This window comes from Phycicoccus sp. DTK01, assembly GCF_017312765.1.
GTDB lineage: Bacteria > Actinomycetota > Actinomycetes > Actinomycetales > Dermatophilaceae > Phycicoccus > Phycicoccus jejuensis.
In genome coordinates, this window is the sequence record NZ_BOPU01000001.1 from 713,878 (window position 1) to 735,871 (window position 21,994).

At 73.3% G+C, this 21,994-nt stretch carries 18 protein-coding genes; 8 read left to right on the plus strand and 10 right to left on the minus strand.

Annotated elements, in window-relative coordinates; all coding sequences use genetic code 11:
* Positions 1-15: 15 nt before the first annotated feature.
* The 5 genes from J3473_RS03290 to rpsA all read right to left on the minus strand — a co-directional run bounded on the left by J3473_RS03290 (position 16) and on the right by rpsA (position 6,003).
* A complete protein-coding gene (locus tag J3473_RS03290; protein WP_030528353.1) occupies positions 16-1,107 on the minus strand; it encodes an ABC transporter ATP-binding protein in 1,092 nt (363 codons plus the stop codon).
* Between the two features lie 13 nt (positions 1,108-1,120).
* Positions 1,121-2,413: an ABC transporter substrate-binding protein gene (locus J3473_RS03295; RefSeq protein WP_030528352.1), complete on the minus strand. Its 1,293-nt coding sequence runs from the start codon at positions 2,411-2,413 to the stop codon at positions 1,121-1,123.
* 96 nt (positions 2,414-2,509) lie between these two features.
* A complete protein-coding gene (locus J3473_RS03300) occupies positions 2,510-3,370 on the minus strand; it encodes a carbohydrate ABC transporter permease (RefSeq protein WP_030528351.1) in 861 nt (286 codons plus the stop codon).
* A complete protein-coding gene (locus J3473_RS03305; RefSeq protein WP_084696758.1) occupies positions 3,367-4,332 on the minus strand; it encodes a carbohydrate ABC transporter permease in 966 nt (321 codons plus the stop codon). Before J3473_RS03305 ends, J3473_RS03300 begins: the two co-directional genes overlap by 4 nt.
* A gap of 177 nt (positions 4,333-4,509) precedes the next feature.
* Positions 4,510-6,003 (minus strand): 30S ribosomal protein S1, encoded by a 1,494-nt coding sequence (gene rpsA / locus J3473_RS03310; protein WP_030528349.1) that lies wholly within the window; start codon positions 6,001-6,003, stop codon positions 4,510-4,512.
* Between the two features lie 154 nt (positions 6,004-6,157).
* Here rpsA and J3473_RS03315 point away from each other — a divergent pair, with 154 nt between their 5' ends.
* Positions 6,158-6,958 carry a class I SAM-dependent methyltransferase gene (locus J3473_RS03315; protein ID WP_207021871.1) on the plus strand — a complete coding sequence of 267 codons (801 nt, stop codon included), beginning with the start codon at positions 6,158-6,160 and terminating at the stop codon, positions 6,956-6,958.
* A gap of 9 nt (positions 6,959-6,967) precedes the next feature.
* Here the strand turns inward: J3473_RS03315 and J3473_RS03320 are convergent, their stop codons facing one another.
* The gene (locus tag J3473_RS03320) at positions 6,968-7,912 is read right to left on the minus strand and encodes a DUF3068 domain-containing protein (RefSeq protein WP_207021872.1); all 945 of its coding nucleotides are present in this window, start codon (positions 7,910-7,912) and stop codon (positions 6,968-6,970) included.
* A 137-nt stretch (positions 7,913-8,049) separates the two neighbouring features.
* On the opposite strand from J3473_RS03320, the gene J3473_RS03325 reads away from it, so the two are divergent.
* Positions 8,050-9,297 carry an acyltransferase family protein gene (locus J3473_RS03325; protein WP_207021873.1) on the plus strand — a complete coding sequence of 416 codons (1,248 nt, stop codon included), beginning with the start codon at positions 8,050-8,052 and terminating at the stop codon, positions 9,295-9,297.
* Here J3473_RS03325 and J3473_RS03330 read toward each other — a convergent pair.
* On the minus strand, positions 9,236-10,078 hold the full coding sequence (locus tag J3473_RS03330) for a 2OG-Fe(II) oxygenase (protein WP_030528345.1): 843 nt from the start codon (positions 10,076-10,078) through the stop codon (positions 9,236-9,238). The two genes, J3473_RS03325 and J3473_RS03330, sit on opposite strands and share 62 nt — an antisense overlap.
* Before the next feature lie 114 nt (positions 10,079-10,192).
* Between J3473_RS03330 and J3473_RS03335 the strand changes: the two genes are divergently transcribed.
* From J3473_RS03335 to J3473_RS03345, 3 genes are read left to right on the plus strand one after another with little or no spacing between them, the layout of a single operon-like run.
* The gene (locus J3473_RS03335) at positions 10,193-11,644 is read left to right on the plus strand and encodes a bifunctional glycosyltransferase/class I SAM-dependent methyltransferase (RefSeq protein WP_242525654.1); all 1,452 of its coding nucleotides are present in this window, start codon (positions 10,193-10,195) and stop codon (positions 11,642-11,644) included.
* Positions 11,641-13,674 carry a hypothetical protein gene (locus J3473_RS03340; RefSeq protein ID WP_207021874.1) on the plus strand — a complete coding sequence of 678 codons (2,034 nt, stop codon included), beginning with the start codon at positions 11,641-11,643 and terminating at the stop codon, positions 13,672-13,674. The genes J3473_RS03335 and J3473_RS03340 overlap by 4 nt, the downstream gene beginning before the upstream one ends.
* Entirely contained in the window at positions 13,671-14,804 is a 1,134-nt protein-coding gene (locus J3473_RS03345; RefSeq protein WP_242525655.1) for a glycosyltransferase family 4 protein, read from the plus strand. The genes J3473_RS03340 and J3473_RS03345 overlap by 4 nt, the downstream gene beginning before the upstream one ends.
* On the opposite strand, the gene J3473_RS03350 is transcribed toward J3473_RS03345, so the two are convergent.
* Both J3473_RS03350 and J3473_RS03355 read right to left on the minus strand, forming a co-directional pair.
* Positions 14,789-14,929, minus strand: a complete 141-nt coding sequence (locus J3473_RS03350; RefSeq protein ID WP_157577530.1) for a DUF2613 family protein — start codon at positions 14,927-14,929, stop codon at positions 14,789-14,791. The genes J3473_RS03345 and J3473_RS03350 overlap by 16 nt on opposite strands.
* Before the next feature lie 42 nt (positions 14,930-14,971).
* Positions 14,972-16,687 (minus strand): hypothetical protein, encoded by a 1,716-nt coding sequence (locus tag J3473_RS03355; protein ID WP_207021875.1) that lies wholly within the window; start codon positions 16,685-16,687, stop codon positions 14,972-14,974.
* Positions 16,688-16,752: 65 nt separating this feature from the next.
* Here J3473_RS03355 and J3473_RS03360 point away from each other — a divergent pair, with 65 nt between their 5' ends.
* Positions 16,753-17,463 (plus strand): class I SAM-dependent methyltransferase, encoded by a 711-nt coding sequence (locus J3473_RS03360; RefSeq protein ID WP_207021876.1) that lies wholly within the window; start codon positions 16,753-16,755, stop codon positions 17,461-17,463.
* A 29-nt stretch (positions 17,464-17,492) separates the two neighbouring features.
* Positions 17,493-18,812, plus strand: coding sequence for a lipopolysaccharide biosynthesis protein (locus tag J3473_RS03365; RefSeq protein WP_207021877.1), 1,320 nt, complete (start codon positions 17,493-17,495; stop codon positions 18,810-18,812).
* Between the two features lie 24 nt (positions 18,813-18,836).
* Here J3473_RS03365 and polA read toward each other — a convergent pair whose 3' ends face one another.
* Positions 18,837-21,545, minus strand: coding sequence for a DNA polymerase I (polA, locus tag J3473_RS03370; RefSeq protein ID WP_207021878.1), 2,709 nt, complete (start codon positions 21,543-21,545; stop codon positions 18,837-18,839).
* Between polA and J3473_RS03375 the strand changes: the two genes are divergently transcribed.
* The gene (locus tag J3473_RS03375; protein WP_207021879.1) at positions 21,544-21,975 is read left to right on the plus strand and encodes a hotdog fold thioesterase; all 432 of its coding nucleotides are present in this window, start codon (positions 21,544-21,546) and stop codon (positions 21,973-21,975) included. The two genes, polA and J3473_RS03375, sit on opposite strands and share 2 nt — an antisense overlap.
* Positions 21,976-21,994: the final 19 nt, after the last annotated feature.

Consider the following 21,994-nt stretch of genomic DNA (forward strand, 5'->3'; position numbering starts at 1 on the left):
CGCACGACCACCCCGTCAGGCGCCGAGCCGCTCGCCGCTCTCCGCGTCGAACACGTGCGCCTCGGCCTCGAGCGGACGGACGCGCACGACGTCACCGACCTCGACGCCGGCCCGCTTCTCGGTCTTGATGGTGACCCGCTCCCCCTCGGTGCCGTCGGTCGACGGCCGGCGGCCGTAGACGAACGACTCCGAGCCGAGCGCCTCGACGAGCTCGACGGTCAGCTCGAGCGCGCCGGGGTCGTCGGCGCCGGCGATCCGCCAGGCCTCCGGGCGCAGCCCGACGACGACGCGGTCACCGGCCGCCGACGCGACCGAGCGGTCGAGCGCGACGGGCACCCCGTGCACCTCGGCCCGGCCCTCGCGCACCGGCGCCTCGACGAGGGTGATCGCCGGGGAGCCGATGAACGAGGCGACGAACGTGTTGACCGGCTTGTCGTAGAGCACCTCCGGGGCGTCGACCTGCTGGAGCCGCCCGTCGCGCAGGACCGCGACCCGGTGACCCATCGTCATCGCCTCGACCTGGTCGTGCGTCACGTAGACCGTCGTCACCCCGAGCCGTCGCTGCAGCCCCGCGATCTGGCTGCGGGTCGAGACACGCAGCTTGGCGTCGAGGTTCGAGAGGGGCTCGTCCATGCAGAACACCTTGGGCTGGCGCACGATCGCCCGGCCCATCGCGACGCGCTGGCGCTGCCCGCCGGAGAGCTGCCCCGGCTTGCGGTGCAGCAGGTCCTCCATCTCGAGGATGCGCGCCGCCTCCTGGACCCGGGTCTTCGTCTCCGCCTTGGAGACACCGGAGTTGTCGAGCGCGAAGGCCATGTTCTGCGCGGCCGTCATGTTCGGGTACAGCGCGTAGCTCTGGAACACCATCGCGATGTCACGATCGCGCGGGCGCACCCCCTGCTGGTCGTGCCCGTCGACGAGGATGCGGCCGTCGTCGACCGGCTCGAGGCCGGCCAGCATCCGCAGGGTCGTGGACTTGCCGCACCCCGAGGGGCCGACGAGGACGAGGAACTCGCCGTCCTCGATGTCGAGGGTGACCGCGTCGACCGCCGGGGAGGCGTCCTTGGCGTAGCGGCGGGTCGCCGCGTCGAAGTAGACCGTTGCCATCGGATGGCTCTCCTCAGAGCTTGGACTTGATCTGGTTGTCGAAGACCTGCTGGCTCTCCTTGTCGAGGCCGGCGAAGACCGTCGCCACGTCCTGCCCCTGCGCGACCTGGTCCAGGCCCTTGCCGATGCGGGCGCCGCCACCGGGCAGGAGGACGCGGGCGTTGTCCTGCGAGCGGGTCTGCGGCAGCTGGTCGATCGCGGTCTTGGCGTTGGGGTTCTTCGCGAGGTACTCCTTCTCGGCCGGCAGCTCGACGGCCGACTTGCGCACCGGCATGTACCCGGTCGCCTGCGTGAAGGTCACCGTGTTCTCGGCGTTGGTGATGAACTCGGCGAGCTTGAGCGCGTTGGCCTTGCGCTCGTCCGAGATGTTCGCCGGGATGCCGAGGCCCGCGCCGCCGGTCGGGCAGTTGCCCTCGCCCGGCAGGAACGCGGTGCCGACCTCGAACTTCGCGTCCTTGGCGATGCCCCCGAGCGAGCCGGTGGACTGGAGGATGCACCCGGCCAGGCCCGCGGAGAAGTCGGCCTCGGGGGTCGCGTTGAACTTGACGACACCGGCCTTGGCGATGTCCTGGAGGTACTGGCCCGCCTTGACGGTGCCCTCGGCCGTGAACGTCGGCGTCCACTCCTGCGAGTACCCGCCGCCGTAGCCCCACGCCATGTTCTGGAAGTGCCAGTCGAGGTAGTTGGAGCCGTCGGGCAGCTCCATCGCGAACTTGCCGTTGCCGGCGGCCGCCTTGAGCGCCTCGGACCACTCCTTGAACTCGTCCCAGGTCTTCGGGCCGCGGTCCTCCAGGCCGGCCTTGGACCAGATCTCCTTGTTGTAGTAGAAGAGCGGCGTCGAGCGCGAGTAGGGCAGCGCGAAGTGGCCGCCGTCGAAGAGGTAGTCGCCGTAGAGGGCGTCGACGTAGTCGGACGGGTCGACCTTCGCCGTGGTCATGAGGTCGTCGAGCGGGGTCAGCTGCTTGTTGAGCGCGAAGTTGAACCACGTGACGTCCGAGACGACGACGAGGTCGGGGAGGGTGCCGCCGACGAGGGCGCCGTTGAACTTCTGGGCGACCTCCTCGTAGTTCTTGCCGGCGTCGACGAGCTTGACGGTGATGCCGGGGTTGGCCTTCTGGAACGCGGCGATGAGCTCCTGCTCGACCGGCTTGCTGTTGCCGGGGTGGTTGCTCCAGAACTCGAGCGTGTTGCCGTCGCCGCCCTGGTTCGAGGTGGCGCTGGTGCCGGTGCCGGCGCAGGCGCTGAGACCGGCGGCGCCGGCGACGCCGGCGAGGCCGAGGAAGCCCCGGCGGGTGACGTTGTTCATGGTGGTGCCCTCCCTGTGGTCCGGGACTGCTCGCCCGGGGTGGATGTGCGTCGTGGTCGTCGGTGGTGCTGGTCGGTGGTTCGCGGGTCGCCCGGGTCAGCTCTTGACGGCCCCGGCGGTGAGGCCCTTGATCATCTGGCGCTGGAGGACGAGGAAGAGGACGAGCACCGGGAGCATCGCGAGGACGGTGCCCGCCATCACCGGGCCCCAGTTCGTCACACCGTCGTTGTTCTGCAGCAGGGTCAGGCCGACCGGCAGCGGGGCGGTGCGCTGGTCGTCGGACATGAGGAACGGCCAGAGGTACTCGTTCCACTCGTTGACGACGGTGATGAGCGAGAAGGCGACGAGCGTCGGCCACGACATCGGCAGCACGACCCGCCAGAGGAGCTTGATCGGCCCCGCCCCGTCCAGCCGCGCCGCCTCGATGATCTCGCCGGGCAGGCTGAGGAACTGGTTGCGCATGAGGAAGGTCCCGAAGGCCACCCCGGCGAGCGGGACGATGATGCCCTGGAAGGTGTTGCGCCAGCCGAGCTGCGCGACGAGGGCGTAGTTGCTGATCACCGTGATCTGGTTCGGCACCATGAGCGCGGCGATGACGACGAGGAAGACGACCCCCCGCCCCGGGAAGCGCAGCAGCGAGAGCGCGTAGGCGCTGATGACGCCGAGCACGATCTTCGACGCCGACAGCACGAGCGTGATGATGACCGAGTTGCGGAAGTAGTCGAGGAACGGGATGCGCGTCGTCACGTCGTGGTAGTTCGCGGTCGTCGCGGGGTCGGGCAGCCACTGCGCCGGCTGCACGTAGATGTCGCCGCGCTCCTTGAGCGAGGTGATGACGATCCAGAACAGCGGGACGCCGACGAGCAGCAGCACGAGGACCATCCCGACGTAGCCGGCGACGGTCATCCCACGGGAGCGGTGCGAGGCGGCCTCGGCACCGTGCGCGCGCGCCCTCACGAGCGCTGCCCCTTGTCCATGATCCGCACCTGGACGACGGTGACGACCAGGAGGATGAGGAACATGACGGTCGCGACCGTCGCGCCGTAGCCGGCCCGCTGGTTGACGAAGGTCTCGCGGTAGACCTGGTAGACGAGGGTCATCGTGCCGTCGCCCACGGGCCCGCCGCGGGTCATGACGTTGATGATGTCGAACACCTGGACCGAGCTGAGCAGCACCGTGATCGAGAGGAAGAAGGTCGTCGGGCGCAGCTGCGGCAGGAGCACCTTGCGGAAGTGCGTCCACGGCGAGGCGCCGTCGATCTCGGCGGCCTCGTCGAGGTCGGCGCGCCGGCCCTGGAGGGCGGCGAGGTAGATGACGAAGGTGTAGCCGAGGTTCTTCCAGATGTAGGTGAAGGTCACCATGAACAGCGCCCAGCCGGAGCGCTGGTAGAAGTCCGGTGCCTCGACCCCGATGCGGGCGAGCAGGTCGCGGACCAGGCCGAAGCTCGGGTCGAAGACGAACTGGAACGCGACACCGACCGCCGCGCCGGAGATGACGAACGGGGCGAAGACGGCCGAGCGGACGAGGTTCCTCCCGCGCAGCCGCTGGTCGAGGAGGATCGCCAGGCCCAGGCCGAGGCCCATCGAGATGCCGACCGTCGCGACCGTGAAGACGAGCGTGTTGCCGAGGACGGTGCGGGTGTCCTCCCGGCCGAACCACTCGACGTAGTTGGCGAACCCGACCGGGTTCGCGACCGGCGCCGAGATGTTCCAGTCCGTGAAGGACAGCCGGATGTTGTCCAGCAGCGGACGGTAGGTGAAGACGATGAGCAGGACGAGGTTCGGCGCGAGGAGCAGCGCGGCGAGCGACCACTCCCACGCGCGTCCGGACGAGCGTCGCGGAGGGGGTCCGACCGGCTCGGGTGGGCCGGTGGTTCCCCCTCGCGCGACATCGGGCTGGGTCGTCGACGTCGGCGGCACGTGCGCGACCCTAACCGCGCAGGTCGACCGACGGGGGCTTGGAGGTGAACGAGTTCCGTCCGGCCGATGACATGCGTGAAGTCGTCACGCGCTGGGACCCGGGGACGGGCGAGGGGCCCGGACCGCGTGGTCCGGGCCCCTCGTGGCAGAGCCGGTGCGCCGTGGCGGCGCGGTGGCTCAGTTGCCGGTGAGCTTCTCGCGCAGGGCGGCGAGGGCCTCGTCCGAGGCGAGCGTGCCCTCGGACTGCGCGGCCTGCTGCGGACGCGGCGAGCTGTCGCTCGAGGAGGACGAGCCCGACTCCGAGGAGTACGAGGTCTCGGCGCTGCCGCCGGCGGCCTCCGCGTCGGCCTTGGCGAACGCCTCGACCTGGGCGCGGTGCGCCTCCCAGCGCGCGTGCGCCTCGGCGTACTGCTTCTCCCAGGCCTCGCGCTGGGTCTCGAAGCCCTCGAGCCACTCGTTGGTCTCCGGGTCGAAGCCCTCGGGGTACTTGTAGTTGCCCTGCTCGTCGTACTCCGCGGCCATGCCGTAGAGGGTCGGGTCGAACTCGACCTGGCCGGCGCCGTCCTCGTTCGCCTGCTTGAGCGAGAGCGAGATGCGGCGACGCTCGAGGTCGATGTCGATGACCTTGACGAAGATCTCCTGGCCGACGGTGACGACCTGCTCGGGCAGCTCGACGTGACGCTCGGCGAGCTCGGAGATGTGGACCAGGCCCTCGATGCCGTCGTCGACGCGCACGAACGCACCGAACGGGACGAGCTTGGTGACCTTGCCCGGGACGACCTGGCCGATCGCGTGGGTCCGGGCGAAGTGCTGCCACGGGTCCTCCTGCGTCGCCTTGAGCGACAGGGAGACGCGCTCGCGGTCCATGTCGACGTCCAGGACCTCGACCTTGACCTCGTCGCCGACCTCGACGACCTCGGACGGGTGGTCGATGTGCTTCCAGGACAGCTCGGAGACGTGGACGAGGCCGTCGACCCCGCCGAGGTCGACGAACGCACCGAAGTTGACGATCGAGGACACGACACCCGTGCGGACCTGGCCCTTGCCGAGCTCCTTGAGGAAGGTCGTGCGGACCTCGGACTGCGTCTGCTCGAGCCAGGCACGGCGCGACAGGACCACGTTGTTGCGGTTCTTGTCGAGCTCGATGATCTTGGCCTCGATCTCCTTGCCGACGTACGGCTGGAGGTCGCGGACGCGGCGCATCTCGACGAGGGACGCCGGGAGGAAGCCGCGCAGGCCGATGTCGAGGATGAGGCCACCCTTGACGACCTCGATGACGGTGCCGGTGACGACGCCGTCCTCCTCCTTGATCTTCTCGATCGTGCCCCAGGCGCGCTCGTACTGGGCGCGCTTCTTGGACAGGATCAGACGACCCTCCTTGTCCTCCTTCTGGAGGACGAGGGCCTCGACCTCGTCGCCCACGGCGACGACCTCGTTGGGGTCGACGTCGTGCTTGATGGACAGCTCGCGCGAGGGGATGACGCCCTCGGTCTTGTAGCCGATGTCGAGCAGGACCTCGTCCCGGTCGACCTTGACGATGCGACCCTCGACGATGTCGCCGTCGTTGAAGTGCTTGATCGTCGCGTCGATGGCGGCGAGGAGGTCTTCCTCAGATCCGATGTCGTTGATCGCGATCTGGGGGGCGGTCGTGTCGACCGTGCTGGCAGTCATGTAGTAGGAACTCCGATGTGGACAGATGGAATCGATGGGATGCTTCGCGCGCACACGTGACCCACGCAGGGCACACGTGTGCTCGGCCAGCCTACTCGGCTCCGGGTGCAGCGGGCAAAACGTCCGGGACGGTCGCGGTCGGGGGCGCCGGCCGATGACGTCCGAGGCGGGGCGCCGACCCGTCGGCGCGGACGAGACGCGCGCGGCCAACCGGTCGTGGTGGGACGCCGAGGCCGACGACTACTACACCGAGCACGGCGCCTTCCTCGGCGACGACTCCTTCGTCTGGGGGCCCGAGGGCTGGACCGAGGCCGAGCTGGACCTGCTCGGCGTCCGCGACGGGATGACCGTCCTCGAGATCGGCGCGGGCGCGGCCCAGTGCTCGCGCTGGCTGGCCCGCACCCACGACGTGCGGGTCGTCGCGAGCGACCTGTCGGCCGGGATGCTGCGCACCGGGCGTCGGCTCGACGTGCGGGCCGGCGCCGCCCCGCTCCCCCTGCTCCAGTGCGACGGAGCGGTCCTCCCCCTCGCGGACGCGTCGGTCGACCGCGTGTTCACCGCCTACGGGGTCATCCCGTTCGTCGCCGACAGCGCCGCCGTGCTGCGCGAGGCCGCCCGCGTGCTGCGCCCCGGCGGGCGCTTCGTCTTCTCGACGTCGCACCCGGTGCGCTGGGCCTTCCCGGACGTGCCCGGGCCGGCCGGGCTCACCGTGTCGCAGTCGTACTTCGACCGCACCCCCTACGTCGAGAGCGAGGCCGGCGTCGTCACGTACACCGAGCACCACCGCACCCTCGGCGACCTCGTGCGCCAGGTCGTGGCGGCCGGGCTCTTGCTCGTCGACCTCGTCGAGCCGGAGTGGCCCGAGCGCAATGAGGCCGAGTGGGGCGGCTGGTCCCCGCTGCGCGGCCGGGTGCTGCCGGGCACGGCGATCCTCGTCACCGAGCGCCCGGCCTGAGCCCGCGTGTCAGCGGCCCGCGGGGACCCGGCTGCGCTCGAGCGTCTCGCCGTCGTCGGCCGCACCGTGGCGGCCGCTGCGGCGACCGGTCAGCCAGAGGGCGAGGCCGCCGAGGAGCGCGACGACGCCGAGGACGCCACCGACCAGCGGCACCGTGCGGGTCAGCAGGCCGAGCTGCGAGGCGTTCGAGGAACCGGAGTCGACGTTGGTCCGGACGGTCTCGGGCGTGAAGCCGAACGTGAGGTCGAGGAAGGTCGACCCGTCGTCGAGCAGCCGGACCTGGTGCTCCTTCTGGTCGATGATCGATCCGGTCGTCGGCTCGATCCACAGCGTCTTGTCGGTGGAGTAGGTGCCGGCCACGCCGTCGGCGATCTGGATCGGGGCGTCCTTGACCGAGACGAGGAACTTGTACGTGGCCAGGCCGTCGACGTCCTCCTCGCCCTGGTACGTCGCGTCGACCGCGCCGCCGACGAGACCGTCCCAGAAGGGGTAGGTCTTCTGCTCGACACCGAACGGGAACTTGTTGATCAGCCCCTCCTTCGGCGCCGCGTCGGCCGGCAGGTTCGCGAAGTCGTTGACCGGCAGGGCGGTGCGACGGTCGGTGGCGAAGGTGTCGGTGCTCGCCGAGAGCAACGTCTTGGACGGGTCGTCCGCCGCGACGCAGTCGGGGGCGTTGCCGTCCGGGTCGCGCACGAGGCAGCTGGAGTTCTGAAAGAGGACGACCTCGCCGGTGCTCAGCTCGGAGTCGGCGTGCGTGATGCTCGTGGCCTTGACCGGCGTCGTCTCGAGCCCGTCCGGGCCGGCCACCTGGGCCTCGCCCGACAGCCGCGTCACCGTGTCGACGTCGAGGGGGGTCTTCTGCACCTGTCCCGAGGCGTACGCCAGCGACAGGATCGCGGTCGTCACCAGGAACGCTCCGAGGAAGACGAGGAGCTTCGTCACGATTCCGCGCACTGCTTGACCCTCCGTTGGGCTCGATGTCGGACGAAATGTAGCAGGATGCAACCCGCCGGTAACATGACTCGCGGATGCCGCGTGGCGACCCCTCGCCCGGCAGCCCCGTCCGCACCGTCCCGGGAGGCCAGCGCGCCATGACCACCGCCGCCGCGCCGACCACGCCGCGCACGCGCTCGACGGCTCTGGACTGGGTCCGCGGCGTCGCCCTCGTCCTCGTCGTCCTGTCGCACATGTGGGCGCTGTGGTCGATCGAGGCCCTGGCCGGTGTGCCGCCCCTGCTGCACCTGCTCCAGAGCGGCAACATCGCCGTCACGGTCTTCCTCGTCGTCGCGGGCTTCCTCCTGACCCGATCCCTCATCGGCCGGGACGGGACGCGCGCCGACGACGAGGGCCGGGTCGGCACGATCGCCGCGGAGCGCCCGGCGCTCGCCGTGCTCAGCCGGGTCGTGCGCATCTCGTCGCAGACCTGGCCCCTGCTGCTGCTCGTGTGGTTCACGACCCTGGCCGAGGGCGCGGGCGAGGTCGTCGAGACCCAGACCGAGCGCTCGGTGCTCTGGGTCACGACGTTCGGGTGGAACGTCTACCTCCAGACCGAGGCCCTGCTCGCGCGGGCCGACCTCGGGCACCTCTGGTACACCGCCGTCTACGTGCAGGTGACGCTCGTCCTCGTCGTCCTCGTGCGGGGGCTGCGCCACCGACGCGTCGTGCTCGCGCTCACCCTCGGGGGCCTGCTGCTCGCCTGCACGGCCTGGCGCGCGCACGTCGCCGACGTCGAGCCGCTGACGACCGCGCTGCTGCGCACGACGACGCGGATGGACGGGATGCTCTGGGGGGCCCTCGCCGCCGTCTGCTGGCCGTGGCTGCGGCCGGTCCGCTCGGTCGCCGGGACCGTCGTCTCGTACGCGCTGACGCTCTTCGCCGCCCTCGTGCTGCTGCTCGGCAACTCGGGCGCCTACCTCGGGTGGGGCGGCGTCGCCGCGAACCTCGCCGTCGTCGCCGTCGTCGTCGCCGCCCCCGGTCTGCCGCCCGAGGGCCGGCTCTCCCGCGCCCTCGGCTGGCGGCCGCTCGTCGTGCTCGGCCGCTACAGCCTCGCGGTCTACGTGTGGCACTACCCGATCTTCTTCGGCGTGGGCCAGCGTCTGCCGACCTGGCCGGCCCCGGCCAAGGCGGCGCTCGCCCTCGCGCTGCTCGCCGCCGCCGTGGTCCTCACCGTCCGCTACGTCGAGCGGCCGGTCGAGGCCTGGGTCCAGCGCCGCCTCGGGGCGCGACCGGCCGACCGCGAGGAGCTCGCGGCCCTCCCCCTCGTCCCGGAGCCGGCCCTCAGCCCCGCCGGCGCAGCCGCTGGACCCGCGACAGCGCCTTCTGCACCGTCTCGTCCCTGAGCCCGAGCCGCCGCTTGGCCCGGTCGTAGACGTCCAGCGCCTGCCGGTCGGCCCAGATGGCGACCCGCTTGGCCCCGTCACCCGGCCGGGCGCGGTAGTGCGTCGAGCGGCGGACCGCGTGGTCCTCCTCGGTGAAGTAGTAGAGGGCCAGCGAGCGCCGAGCCTCCCCCGGAGGGCAGGTGAGCGCGTCGGGGTGGCCGTGGAAGCTGTCCTCGGAGGTCGTGAAGACGAGCATCCGGTTGCCCTTCGGCGTGACCCTGGCGCGGCACGCCGTCATCTGCGGGTCCCACAGCTCGAGCTGCCCGCCCCACTCGGCGGGCCACTCCTCGTTGAGGTAGAGGAGGATGTTGACCCGCCGCGCCCAGTTCTCGTGGTCGTGGTGGGTCGTGAAGTCGGCGTGGATGTTGAGGTGGCCCCCGCGCAACGTCTGGTGCAGGCCGCCGCCGTCCATCGTCCAGTCCGCCATGAGGTCCTCGATGCCGGTGAGCCGCTCGAGGTAGGCGACGAACGCGGGCGCGCAGAGCTCCTCGGCGACGGCGCGGAGGGTGTCGCCCCACGAGTCCGGGACGGTGTTGGAGTACTTCGTCTCGTTGACGTGGAGGTAGCCGCGCCAGAACTCGTCGTCGGTGCCGGGGAACTCCGCGACCGCGGCGGCGAAGGCCTCCGGCCGGAGCACGTCGTCGAGCACGAGGTGCGGGAACGGGTCGGCGGACCGGTAGGCGGCGCTGGCCTGCGGCAGGGCGGCCTCGAGCCGCTCGAGGTCGACGAACTGGCTCGGCATGGCGCCACTATGGCACGAGGTGCCACGGGGCTACTGGCGGGTCACATACAATCCAGCGACGTCGCGACGCCGCCTCGACCGGGCGGACCCGCGCCCACCCAGGACGGACACCCGATGACCCAGACCGCCGCCGCCGGCAGCCCCCGCGTGGGCGTGCTCGTCGTCGCCTACAACGCCGCCACGACGCTGGTGGAGACGCTCGACCGGCTCCCCGCGGCGTTCCGCGCCGAGGTCGACCACGTCCTGCTCGCCGACGACTCCAGCCAGGACGACACCTACGCGATCGGGCTCGCCTACCGCGAGACGAGCGACCTGCCGCTCACCGTCGTGCGCCACGAGAAGAACCTCGGCTACGGGGGCAACCAGAAGGCCGGGTACCGGTGGGCGATCGGGCACGGCCTCGACGTCGTCGTCCTCCTCCACGGCGACGGCCAGTACGCCCCCGAGGTCATCGAGGACCTCGTGCGCCCGTTGACCGAGGGCCGGGCCGACGCGGTGTTCGGCTCGCGGATGATGGTGCGCGGCCAGGCGCTCAAGGGCGGCATGCCGGTCTACAAGTACGTCGGCAACCGCATCCTCACGACGTTCCAGAACGCGATGACCGGCGCCCGGCTCAGCGAGTGGCACAGCGGCTACCGCGCCTACCGGGTCGACGCGCTCGCCGACCTCGCCCTCGACACCTACAGCGACGACTTCGACTTCGACACCGAGATCATCCTCGGGCTCCTCGACGCCGGGAAGCGGGTCGAGGAGGTCCCGATCCCGACGTACTACGGCGACGAGATCTGCTACGTCAACGGGATGGCCTACGCGCGCGACGTCGCCCGCGACGTGCTGCGGCACCGGGCCGGGCGGATGGGCTTCGGCGCCCACCGGACCCCGGGCGCCCCCGACGCCTACGAGCTGAAGCCCTCCGAGCACTCGAGCCACGGCCGGCTCCTCGCCTGGCTCGATGCAGCGCCCGCCGGGTCGGTCCTCGACGTCGGGTGCTCCGACGGCGCGTTCGGCGCCCTGGTCCGCCGCGCCGGGCACCGGGTCGTCGGGGTCGACCTCGTCAAGCACGACGGCGTCGGCGAGCGCCTCGACGACTTCGTCGAGGCCGACCTCGGGCGGGGCCTGCCCGACGCCGTCGGCTCCGGCTACGACCGGGTCGTCGCGGCCGACGTCCTGGAGCACGTCGCCGACCCCGAGTCGCTGCTGCGCGACCTCACGGCGCGCCTCGCCGACGGCGGCGAGATCCTCGTGTCGGTGCCGAACTTCGGCCACTGGTACCCCCGGGGCCGCACGGCCGTCGGTCGCTTCGACTACGACAGCCGCGGACCGCTCGACGAGGGCCACCTGCGCTTCTTCACGCGTCGCAGCTTCGAGCGCCTCGTCGCCCGCAGCGGCCTGACGGTGCTCGAGCGCGACGTCGTCGGGGTGCCGGTCGACGTGCTCGACCGGGGTCGCAGCGGCGGGCGCCGGGTCGACGTCCTGCGGGCCGTCGGCGCGGCCGACCGCGCCGCCGTGCGGAGCTGGCCGACGCTGTTCGGCTACCAGCTGCTCTACCGCCTCGCCCCCGCGTGAGCCGTCCGGCACCGCTCCACCCCCGGGTCGTCGCGGCCACCCTCGCGGGCTGCCTGACCGGTGCCCTCGTGCACCTCCTCGTCCTGCTCGACCTCGGGTGGAACCCGGGACGGACGGCGGTCGGGCTCGGCTACGCGTCGAACTTCTTCGACCTCCAGGCCCAGGCGTTCCTCGACGGCCGGCTGGACCTCCCGGCCGGCAGCCTCGGCATCGAGGGGTTCGAGATCGGTGGCCGGACGTACATGTACTTCCCGCCGTTCCCCGCGCTCCTGCGGGTGCCCGTCATGCTCGTGACGCACGAGTTCGACGGCCGCCTCACCGTGCTGTCGATGGCCCTCGCGTGGCTCGTCACCGCCGTCATGGCGACCAAGCTCCTCTGGTTCGCCCGGCGCGTCGTCCGGGGCGACGGCGTGCCCGACCGCCGCGAGGCCGCGGCGGCGGCGGTGCTCCTCGCGGCCCTCACCGGGGGCACCGTCCTCACCTTCGACGCCGGCCTGCCGTGGGTCTACCACGAGGTCTACGCCTGGTCGGTCGCCACCGTCGTCGGCGCGCTGTACTGGCTGGCGCGCGCCGCGTCCTCGCCCGACCGGCGCTCGCTCGGGTGGCTCGGGGCGTTCGTCCTCGCGGCCGTCATGACCCGGACCACCGGCGGCTTCGCCGTCATCGGCGCGACGGTGCTCGCCGGCGCCGCGTGGTGGCTCGCGGAGGGGCGTGCCCGCCCCGACGGCCGGCGCCTGGCCGGTGGGTTCGTCGCCACCGCCCTCGTCCCGCTCGCGCTCTCGGTCGCGCTCAACCAGGTCAAGTTCGGCCACCCGTACCTGTTCCCGCTGGCCGACCAGGTGTGGACGGAGGTCAACGCGCACCGCCGCGAGGCCCTCGCGGCCAACGGCGGCCACATCACCGGGCTGCAGTTCCTGCCGACGACCCTCCAGGCCTACCTCTCGCCCGACGGCCTGCGCCTCACCTCGTGGTTCCCGTGGTTCTCGCTGCCCGAGGCGCCCCCGGTCGTCCGCGACGGCGTCGTCCTCGACCAGACCTACCGCACCGCGAGCGTCACCGCGACCGCCCCCCTGCTCCTCGCGCTCGCCGTCGCCGCGGTCCCGGGCCTGCTCCTGCTGCGGGACCGGCGGCCCCTGCGCGTGCTCGGGGTGCCGCTGCTCGGTGCGGCCGTCGTGCCCGGCGGCATCCTCGCCTACGGCTACGTCGCCAACCGGTACACGAGCGAGTTCGTCCCCCTCCTCGTCGTCGGCGCCGTCGTCGCGCTGTGGACCGTCCTGCCGCCGCTGCTGCGGCGGTCGCGCCGGCGGGCCGGTGTCGTCCTCGGGGTGCTCGCCGCCGTCACGGTGTGGTCGACCGCCGTCCAGGCGGTCTCGGGGGTGTGGTCGAGCGCCACCGTCGGCCGCGGCGAGCCGCTGGTGCGCCTGCTCTCGCTCCAGCACCGGGTCGACCACGCCCTCGGGCTGGCCGGGCCGCCGGTCCTGCGCGACGTCACCGACCTCCCGGACGACGCCGCCCCCGACACGCTCGCCGCCACACCCGGCTGCGACGCCCTGTACCTCGCGACCGGGGACCGTTACGAGCCCTGGGTCCTCGTCGAGTCGGCGCCCACCGTGCTGCGGGTCACCGTCCACCGGGACGTCCGACCCGGACGCATCCTGCTCGCCACCTACACGGGCTCGGTCCAGCGCCAGGTCTACCTCCAGACGCGGGCCGACCACACGGTGCGCGTCGTCGTCGACGACGGCGAGACCCCGCGCGCCGGACGGTGGTACGGGGTCTACCCCGAGAGCTCGACGACCGTCGGGATCGGCACCGACCCCCACCTCTCGGTCGTCGAGGTCACCTCGACGCCCGGCGGGCGGGTCGCGGTCTTCCCCAGCCAGCGCCTCGGCGACGACTGGGTCATCCAGCCCGGGCGCCTGGCCGTCGTCCCCGACCCGCAGCGCGCGCAGGAGCTCGGCGTCACCGTCACCGAGGGTGCAGGACGACCCACCCGTCTGTGCCCGCGCGTCGTCGGGACCGGCGGATGAGCCGTCCCCTGCACGTCGCGTTCCTCTCGTGGCGGGACGCGGCGCACCCGGAGGCCGGCGGCAGCGAGGTCTACGTGGAGCAGATGGCCGCCGGGCTCGCCGCCCGCGGCCACCGGGTCGTCGTCGTCACCGCACGCCCCCCGGGCACGCGGGCCGGGGAGCGGGTCGACGGCGTCGTCCACGTGCGCGGCGGCGGCCGGCTGACCGTCTACCTCCACGGGTTGCTCTGGGTGGCGCGGCACCGGCGCTCCCTCGACGTCGTCGTCGACGTGATCAACGGGCTGCCCTTCGCGACGCCCCTCGTCCGCCGGACCGGGGTCGTCGCCCTCGTCCACCACGTCCACCGCGAGCAGTGGCGGATGATCTACCCCGACTGGCGCGGCCGGCTCGGCTGGTTCGTGGAGTCCCGCGTCACGCCGGCCCTCTACCGCCGGGCCCCGCACGTCACCGTCTCGCGCTCGACGGCCGCCGACCTGGAACGCCTCGGGGTGCGGGCCGACCTCGTGCGGGTCGTGCGCAACGGCCTGGTCCCGCGGCCGGTCGCCGGACCGCGCTCCCCCACCCCCCGGGTGGTCGTCCTCTCGCGGCTGGTCCCGCACAAGCAGGTCGAGCACGTCCTCGAGGCCGCGCGCGCCCTGCGCGGTCGCCACCCCGGGCTGGTGGTCGACGTCGTCGGCACGGGCTGGTGGGAGGGGCGACTGCGGGAGGAGGCGCACCGGCTCGGCGTCGACGACGTCGTCCGCTTCCACGGGTGGGTCGACGACGACGAGCGGGACCGGCTCCTCGCCGGCGCCCACGTCCTGGCCCTGCCCTCGGTGCGGGAGGGCTGGGGCATCGCCGTGACGGAGGCCGCGGCGCAGCGGACGCCGACCGTGGGCTACCGCTCCAGCGGCGGGCTGCGCGAGTCGGTCGACGACGGCGTCACCGGCTGGCTCGTCGAGGACCGCGCGGGCCTGACCGCGGCCGTCGACGACGTGCTGTCCGGCCGGGTCGACGTCGAGCTGGCGGGCGAGGCGGCACGCGAGCGCGCGGCCGGGCTCAGCTGGGAGCGCTCCGTCGAGGAGCTGGTGGCCGTCCTGCAGGAGGAGGCGGGGCGGCGGCGGGGCCGCCGGGCTCAGCGAGCGCCGTAGACGATGACCGGCTGGCTGGCGGGGTTCTCGGCGGGCGCGGCGGTCTGCGAGGACACGAGCCCGAAGATCCCCGCGAGCGCGAGGGCGATGCCCGCGACGGCGGGGGCGATCACGTTGCCGAACATCCGCGGCCTTCCTGTCGAGAAACTACGCCACAGTAACAGAACTCAGCGGCGCGCCCGGGGAGGTCGGGAGAGACCGACGCCGAGCAGCAGGAGGAGCACCGCGAGGTCCGCCACGACCACGGTGGCGAGGGCGGCGGGGGCGACCTGCGGTGCCGCCGCCCGGGGGCCGGTCAGCTCGAGGAGGACGACGTCGGGCCCCTCGACGACGACCCGGACCGAGGGGTCCGCACGCAGCGCCGCGAGCAGGCCCGGCCCGTCCGGGTCGGTGCGCGTCACGAGGACCCAGCGCACGCCCAGCCCGCGCAGGACGGCGACGGAGCCGGACGTCACGGGGGCCAGGGCGCGGCCGACGGCGGCCGCGAGCGGGTCCTCGCCCCGGAGTGTGCGGTCGCCGAGGACCAGCGCGTCGCTCGTGACGACCCGGACGTCGTAGAGGCGCGACGCGGGGTCGTAGGTCGGGTAGGCGGTGGCCCACGGGTAGGCCCGGTAGAGGCGCCACGGCGCCGAGACGAGGAGCCCGTCGGTGCCGTCCACCGCCCGGGCGACCTGCTCCACGTCGGCCGGGAAGCGGCTCGGGGTGAGGACCCGGTGCACGACGACCGCGCCGTCGGGGAGCAGGACGAAGGGCAGCGCGAGCGCGACGACGAGGACGGTCGACGACAGCGGCGTCGCCCGGCGGGCCACGAGCCGGGCCAGGCCGTCGACGAGCGCGCCGACCCCGAGGACGGCCACGAGGACGAAGGGGGCGAGCCACTTCTGGGCGTCGCGCAGCAGGCCCAGGCCCGGGACGGTGTCGGTGCCGGCGGCGACGAGGTGCTGCCCGAGGGGCACGCTCGTCAGGGTGGCGAGGACGAGACCGACGACCCCGCACGCGAGCAGCCGTCGACCGGGCAGCCCGCGCCGTCGCCCGGCGACGAGCCCGGCGAGGACGACGAGCACGGTGAGGACCCCGAGCAGCCCGGCGCGGCTCCCGGGGACGCTCAGCCGGTCCCAGACGCCCCCGAGCGCGACGAGCGAGACGACCGCGGGTCCGGGCAGCTCGGCCCGGGCGGCGAACGCCGCGACCCCGGCCGGGTCCGACGTGGTGGCCGCCGAGGACAGCAGCGACGGGAGGAGCCACGGCAGCTGCGCGGCGGCGACGAGCCCGACGAGGCCGAGGTCCCGACGGCGACCGTGACGGGTCGTCCCGAGACCGGTCACCAGCGCCACTCCCCCGACGAGCACCGCGCCGGTGGGGGTCAGGGCGCCGAGCGCCAGCCAGGGCGCCGTCCGCGGGAGGAGCCGGCCGTCCTCGCGCGCCCGCACCGCCGCGAGGGCGACCCACCAGAGGGAGGCGTAGCCGAGCAGCAGCGCCCACTGCCCGAGGCCCAGGCGCTCGACGACGAACGGGTTCCACACCGCGAGGGCGCCGACGAGCAGGCGGGCGGGCGTCCCCAGCGGGCGGGCGAGCCGGTGCGCCCCCCACCCCGCGAGCGCCAGCCCACCGAGGACCGCGACCCGGCCGAGCACTCCCCCGTCGAGCCCGAGCGACAGGACGCCGACCAGGGCGTCGAGCGGCGCGGCCCGCGGCGAGGCCGTCCCGAGGCCCACGGCCTCGGGTCGCAGCGGCAGCCGCGGGGTGAGGACGAGGTCGCGCGCGAAGGGGTACCCGCCGCGCGTCAGCAGCGGCCACCCGAGGACGACGACGGGCACGAGGACCCAGAGGTCCAGCACCACCTCGCGCGCCCTGCGCCCGCCCGGCCACCTCGGGGCCACCATCACGGCCTCCCTATGCTGGCCCGGTCCGGAGCCACACCCTAGATGACCGAGCCGCGGAGGGACCCGTGCCCGAGAGAACGCCGGGCGGCGTCGTGCCCTGGGCGGAGGTCGACCGCATCCCCGGCTGGCTGACCCGCGCGCAGGCCGAGCTGCTGCAGGCCGTCGTCCGGTCCGTCCACCCCGGGCCCGCCCGTGTGCTCGAGGTCGGCGCGCACCAGGGTCGCTCCACGTGCGCGCTCGCCGGCGCCCGCCGCGACGTCGTCGTGACGACCATCGACCCCTTCGTGCGCACCCGCCGGTACGCCGGGCCCGCCGTCCGCGGCCTCCTCGCGGCCCACCTCGCCCGGCTCGGCGTCGAGGACCGGGTGACCGTGCTGGCCACCACGTCGGCGCAGGCGCGGCGCGGGTGGACGGGCGAGGTCGACGTGCTCCACGTCGACGGCAAGCACGACTACTGGACGGTGACCGACGACCTGCGCTGGGTCGAGCACGTCGTCGCCGGCGGCGCCGTCCTCGTGCACGACGCGTTCTCGTCCATCGGGGTCACCCTCGCCCTGCTGCGGCACGTGCTCCCCGGCCGGACGCTCGCCTACCGCGGCCGCACCGGCTCGATGGCGCACTTCGTCGTCACGGCGCCGTCCACCGCCGACCGCGCCCGGATGCTCGCCGAGCTGCCCTGGTGGGTCCGCAACGTCGGGGTCAAGGTCCTGCTGCGCCTGCACCTGCGCCCCGTCGCCCGGCTGCTCGGACACACGGGAGCCGACGACCCCTACTGATCGGCTCTACCCGGTGGTAACTTTCGCCGGTGAGCAGCCGGCGACGTCGCAGGGGCGTCCTCGGGGGCGCCACGATGGCGGCGGCCATCGGGGTCATGAACCTCACGACGTACGGCCTCACCCTCGCCTGCGCCCGGCTCCTCGGCCCCGACGAGTTCGGGCAGTTCTCGAGCGTGCTCGGCGCGCTCATCGTCCTCAACGTCGTCTCGCTCGCGCTCCAGGCCACCGGCGCCCGCCGGGTGTCGACGACCACCGGTGACCCCGCGCACGTCACCCGGGACGTGCTCTCCGCGACGCTGCGGGCCGCCGCCGGGGTGACCCTCGTCGGAACGCTCGCCGTCCCCCTCGTCGTCGGCGGCCTGCGGCTGGACAGCCCGGTCGGGGCCGTCTGCCTCGCGGTGTCGGCCGGCCTCCTCACCGTCATGGGCGGTCAGGCCGGGATCCTCCAGGGCGGGCAGCGCTGGGGGGCCCTCGCCCTCCTGTACGTCACGATGGGCACCGCCCGGCTCGTGGCCGGCGGCGCGGCGCTCCTCGTCGACCGCTCGGCCTCCGCCGCCCTCGTCGGCGTGGCGCTCGCGGCCGCGGCACCGGTCGTGGTCGGCACGGTGGCCCTGCGGCGCCCGGGTCGCCGGCGCACGGCCATCCCCGTCGGCGCGGTGCCCGAGCAGGTGCGTCGCGCGTGGGACCGCGAGGGCGTCGCCCGCGAGGTCGTGCACAGCGCCTCCGCCCTGCTCGCCTTCTTCGCCGTCTCGAACATCGACGTCCTCCTCGCCCGCGTCGTCCTGCCCGGCGACGAGGCAGGGCACTACGCCGCGGGGCTCGTCCTCACGAAGGCGATGCTCTTCCTGCCGCAGTTCGTCGTCGTCGTCCTCTTCCCCCGGATGGCCCGCGGCCACGACCTGCGCCGGACGCACGCCTGGGGGCTCGGGGCCATCCTCGCGCTCGGGCTCGTGGCCGTCGCCGGGGTGCTCCTCCTGCGCGGCCTGGCCCTCGAGTTCGTCGGCGGCGCCGCCTACGCCCCGGTCCGCGACGACCTGTGGCTCTTCGCGACGCTGGGCACGGTGCTCGCGATGGTCCAGCTGCTCGTCTACGGCGCGCTCGCCCGGCGGCACCCGCGCGCGGTCCTCCTCCTGTGGGGCGCGCTCGCCGCGACCGCCGCGCTGTCCGGTGTCGTGACGACCGCCCACGACCTGCTCCTCGTCAAGCTCGGCCTCGACGCCCTGCTGCTGCTCGTCCTCGGCGGCTACCTGCTGGCCCGCACCGGGCCCGACGAGGACCCGGCCGTGCCGACGGTCGACCCGCCGCTCGCCGAGGACGCCGCCTCGCCCGAGCAGCCCGCCGTCCGCTGAGGGAGCGGCCGCGCCGGTGCCGGGTCAGTGCGCGGCGTCGTGCCAGGAGCGGCCGACCCCGACGCTAACGTCGAGCGGCACGTCCCCGAGGTCGATCGCCGCGCCCATCTCGCGGCGGACGAGGGCCTCGACGTCCTCGCGCTCGCCGGGCGCGACCTCGAGCACGAGCTCGTCGTGCACCTGGAGGAGCATCCGGCTGCGCGCGCCCTCGGCCTGCAGCGCCGCGTGGACGCCCTTCATCGCGAGCTTGATGATGTCCGCGGCCGTCCCCTGGATCGGGGCGTTGAGGGCCATCCGCTCCGCACCCTCGCGGCGCTGGCGGTTGTCGCTCAGGAGGTCCGGCAGGTAGCGGCGGCGGCCGAGCATCGTCGCGGTGTAGCCGGTGGCGCGGGCCTCGACGACGACCTCGCGCAGGTAGTCGCGCACCCCGCCGAACCGGGCGAAGTACTCGTCCATGAGGCCCTGCGCCTCGCCCGTCGAGATGGTCAGCTGCTTGGAGAGGCCGAACGCCGACAGGCCGTAGGCGAGGCCGTAGCTCATCGCCTTGACCTTGCTGCGCATCTCGAGGGTGACGTCGGCCGGCTCGACCGCGAACACCCGCGCGCCGACGAAGCGGTGGAGGTCCTCGCCGGTGCGGAAGGCCTCGATGAGCCCCTCGTCGCCGGAGAGGTGCGCCATGATCCGCATCTCGATCTGGCTGTAGTCGGCCGACATCAGCGACTCGAAGCCCTCGCCGACGACGAAGACGTCGCGGATGCGCCGGCCCTCCTCGGTGCGGATCGGCACGTTCTGGAGGTTCGGGTCCGTGGACGAGAGCCGCCCGGTGGCCGCGATGGTCTGCAGGTACGTCGTGTGGATGCGCCGGTCGGGCGCGACCGACTTGATGAGCCCCTCGACGGTGACCCGCAGCCGGCTGGTGTCGCGGTGGCGCAGCAGCGCCTCGAGGAAGGGGTGCTCGGTCTTGACGAAGAGGTCGGCCAGGGCGTCGGCGTCGGTCGTGTAGCCGGTCTTGGTCCGCTTGGTCTTCGGCATGCCCAGCTGGTCGAAGAGGACCTCTTGGAGCTGCTTCGGGCTGCCGAGGTTGACGTCCTCGCGGCCGATCGCGTCGTAGGCGTCCTGCTGGGCCTGGCGCATCTTCGCGGCGAAGTCGGCCTCGAGCGCGGTGAGGGCGTCCTCGTCGACGGCGATGCCGGTGCGCTCCATCTCGGCGAGGATGCCGACGAGCGGCAGCTCGAGGTCGGCGAGCAGCTCGGTGCCGCCGGTCTCCTCGACCTTCTCGGCGAGGACGGCCGACAGCTCGAGGACGGCGCGGGCGCGGACCATCGCGTCGCGGGCGGCGGTGTCGTCGTCGGTGTCGAAGTCGAGGGTGCCCTGGGCGCCCTGGTCGCTCGTCGCGTCGCCCTCGGCGGTCAGCTCGCGGCCGAGGTGGCGCACGACGAGGTCCTCGAGGTCGTAGGAGCGCTGGTCGGGGCGCACGAGGTAGGCCGCGAGGGCGGTGTCGCTGACGACGCCGTTGAGCGCGAGCCCGCGGGCGCTGAGGGCCTGCAGCTGCGGCTTGAGGTCGTGGAGGACCTTCGGGGCGTCGGGGTCGGCGAGCCAGCCGGCGAGGGCCTGCTCCTGCTCGGCGGTGAGCGCCGTGAGGTCGAGGTGGGCGGTGGCGCCGTCCTCCCCCGCGAGCGCGAGCGCGGTGGCGTCGCCCTCGCCGGCGCGGTAGTGCCCGGAGACGACGACACCGTGCGGCAGCGCGCGGCCCGGGCCGTCGTCGGCGAACCGCGTCGTGAGGTCGTCGGCGGTGAGCACGTCACCACCGAGCTCGAAGCCACCCTCGACCTCGTCGGACTCGACGTCGAAGGTCTGGAAGAGGCGGTCGCGCAGCACCCGGAACTCGAGGCCGTCGAAGACCCGGTGCACCTCCTCGCGGTCCCAGGTGGCGCGCTCGAGGTCCGGCACGGACAGGGGCAGGTCGAGGTCGTCGACGAGCTTGTTGAGGCGGCGGTTGCGCAGGACGTCGTCGAGGTGGGCGCGCAGGTTCTCGCCGGCCTTGCCCTTGATCTCGTCGACGTGGGCGACGATCCCCTGGAGGTCGCCGTACTGCGCGATCCACTTGGCCGCGGTCTTCGGGCCGACACCGGGCACGCCGGGCAGGTTGTCGCTGGCCTCGCCGACGAGCGCCGCGAGGTCGCTGTAGCGGTCCGGCGGGACGAGGTACTTCTCCTCGACGGCGGCGGGGTCCATCCGCCAGACCTCGGAGACGCCGCGGACCGGGTAGATGAGGCTGACCTTGTCGGTGACGAGCTGGAAGGCGTCGCGGTCCCCCGTGCAGACGACGACCTCGGCGCCGGCCTCGGTGGCGCGGCGGGTCAGGGTCGCGATGACGTCGTCGGCCTCGAAGCCCTCGACGCCGATGTGCTTGATGCGCAGCGCGTCGAGCACCTCGCGCAGGAGCGGCAGCTGGCCGGTGAACTCGGTGGGCGTCTTGGAGCGGCCGGCCTTGTACTCGCCGTACTGCTCGAGCCGGAAGGTCTGGCGCGAGACGTCGAAGGCGACGGCGACGTGCGTCGGCGCCTCGTCGCGCAGGACGTTGATGAGCATCGAGGTGAAGCCGTAGACGGCGTTCGTGTGCTGCCCCGTGCTCGTCGAGAAGTTCTCGACGGGGAGCGCGAAGAACGCCCGGTAGGCCAGGGAGTGTCCGTCGAGGAGGAGGAGCTTCACGCGTGGCAGCCTAACGACCATGACCGACAGCCCCGACCTCATGTCAGCCGTCGCCCGGATGCGCGCGATGAACCCCGACTCCCTCATGGACCGGATGGGCATCGAGGTGCTGGAGGCCACGTCCGACCGGCTCGTCGCGACGATGCCGGTCGCCGGCAACACCCAGCCCTACGGCCTGCTCCACGGGGGCGCCTCGGTCGTCCTCGCCGAGACGCTCGGGTCCATCGGGGCCGCCCTGCACGCGGGCGAGGGCAAGGCGGTCGTCGGGCTCGACATCAACGCCACCCACCACCGGGCCGCCCGCTCCGGCCTCGTGACGGGCACGGCGACGCCGCTCAGCCTCGGGCGCACCCTCGCCTGCTACGAGGTCGTCGTCACCGACGAGGACGGCCGCCGGGTCTGCACGAGCCGCATCACCTGCCTCATCCGGGACGCCGCCCCGGGCGCGTGACGCCGGGCCGGCGGACGGC

Excerpts from the sequence above, each read along its gene's own strand:
- J3473_RS03290 (WP_030528353.1), bottom strand. The coding sequence starts at position 1,107 with ATGGCAACGGTCTACTTCGACGCGGCGACCCGCCGCTACGCCAAGGAC.
- J3473_RS03295 (WP_030528352.1), bottom strand. The coding sequence starts at position 2,413 with ATGAACAACGTCACCCGCCGGGGCTTCCTCGGCCTCGCCGGCGTCGCC.
- rpsA (WP_030528349.1), bottom strand. The coding sequence starts at position 6,003 with ATGACTGCCAGCACGGTCGACACGACCGCCCCCCAGATCGCGATCAAC.
- J3473_RS03315 (WP_207021871.1), top strand. The coding sequence starts at position 6,158 with ATGACGTCCGAGGCGGGGCGCCGACCCGTCGGCGCGGACGAGACGCGC.
- J3473_RS03325 (WP_207021873.1), top strand. The coding sequence starts at position 8,050 with ATGACCACCGCCGCCGCGCCGACCACGCCGCGCACGCGCTCGACGGCT.
- J3473_RS03330 (WP_030528345.1), bottom strand. The coding sequence starts at position 10,078 with ATGCCGAGCCAGTTCGTCGACCTCGAGCGGCTCGAGGCCGCCCTGCCG.
- J3473_RS03335 (WP_242525654.1), top strand. The coding sequence starts at position 10,193 with ATGACCCAGACCGCCGCCGCCGGCAGCCCCCGCGTGGGCGTGCTCGTC.
- J3473_RS03345 (WP_242525655.1), top strand. The coding sequence starts at position 13,671 with ATGAGCCGTCCCCTGCACGTCGCGTTCCTCTCGTGGCGGGACGCGGCG.
- J3473_RS03350 (WP_157577530.1), bottom strand. The coding sequence starts at position 14,929 with ATGTTCGGCAACGTGATCGCCCCCGCCGTCGCGGGCATCGCCCTCGCG.
- J3473_RS03355 (WP_207021875.1), bottom strand. The coding sequence starts at position 16,687 with ATGGTGGCCCCGAGGTGGCCGGGCGGGCGCAGGGCGCGCGAGGTGGTG.
- J3473_RS03375 (WP_207021879.1), top strand. The coding sequence starts at position 21,544 with ATGACCGACAGCCCCGACCTCATGTCAGCCGTCGCCCGGATGCGCGCG.
- polA (WP_207021878.1), bottom strand. The coding sequence starts at position 21,545 with ATGGTCGTTAGGCTGCCACGCGTGAAGCTCCTCCTCCTCGACGGACAC.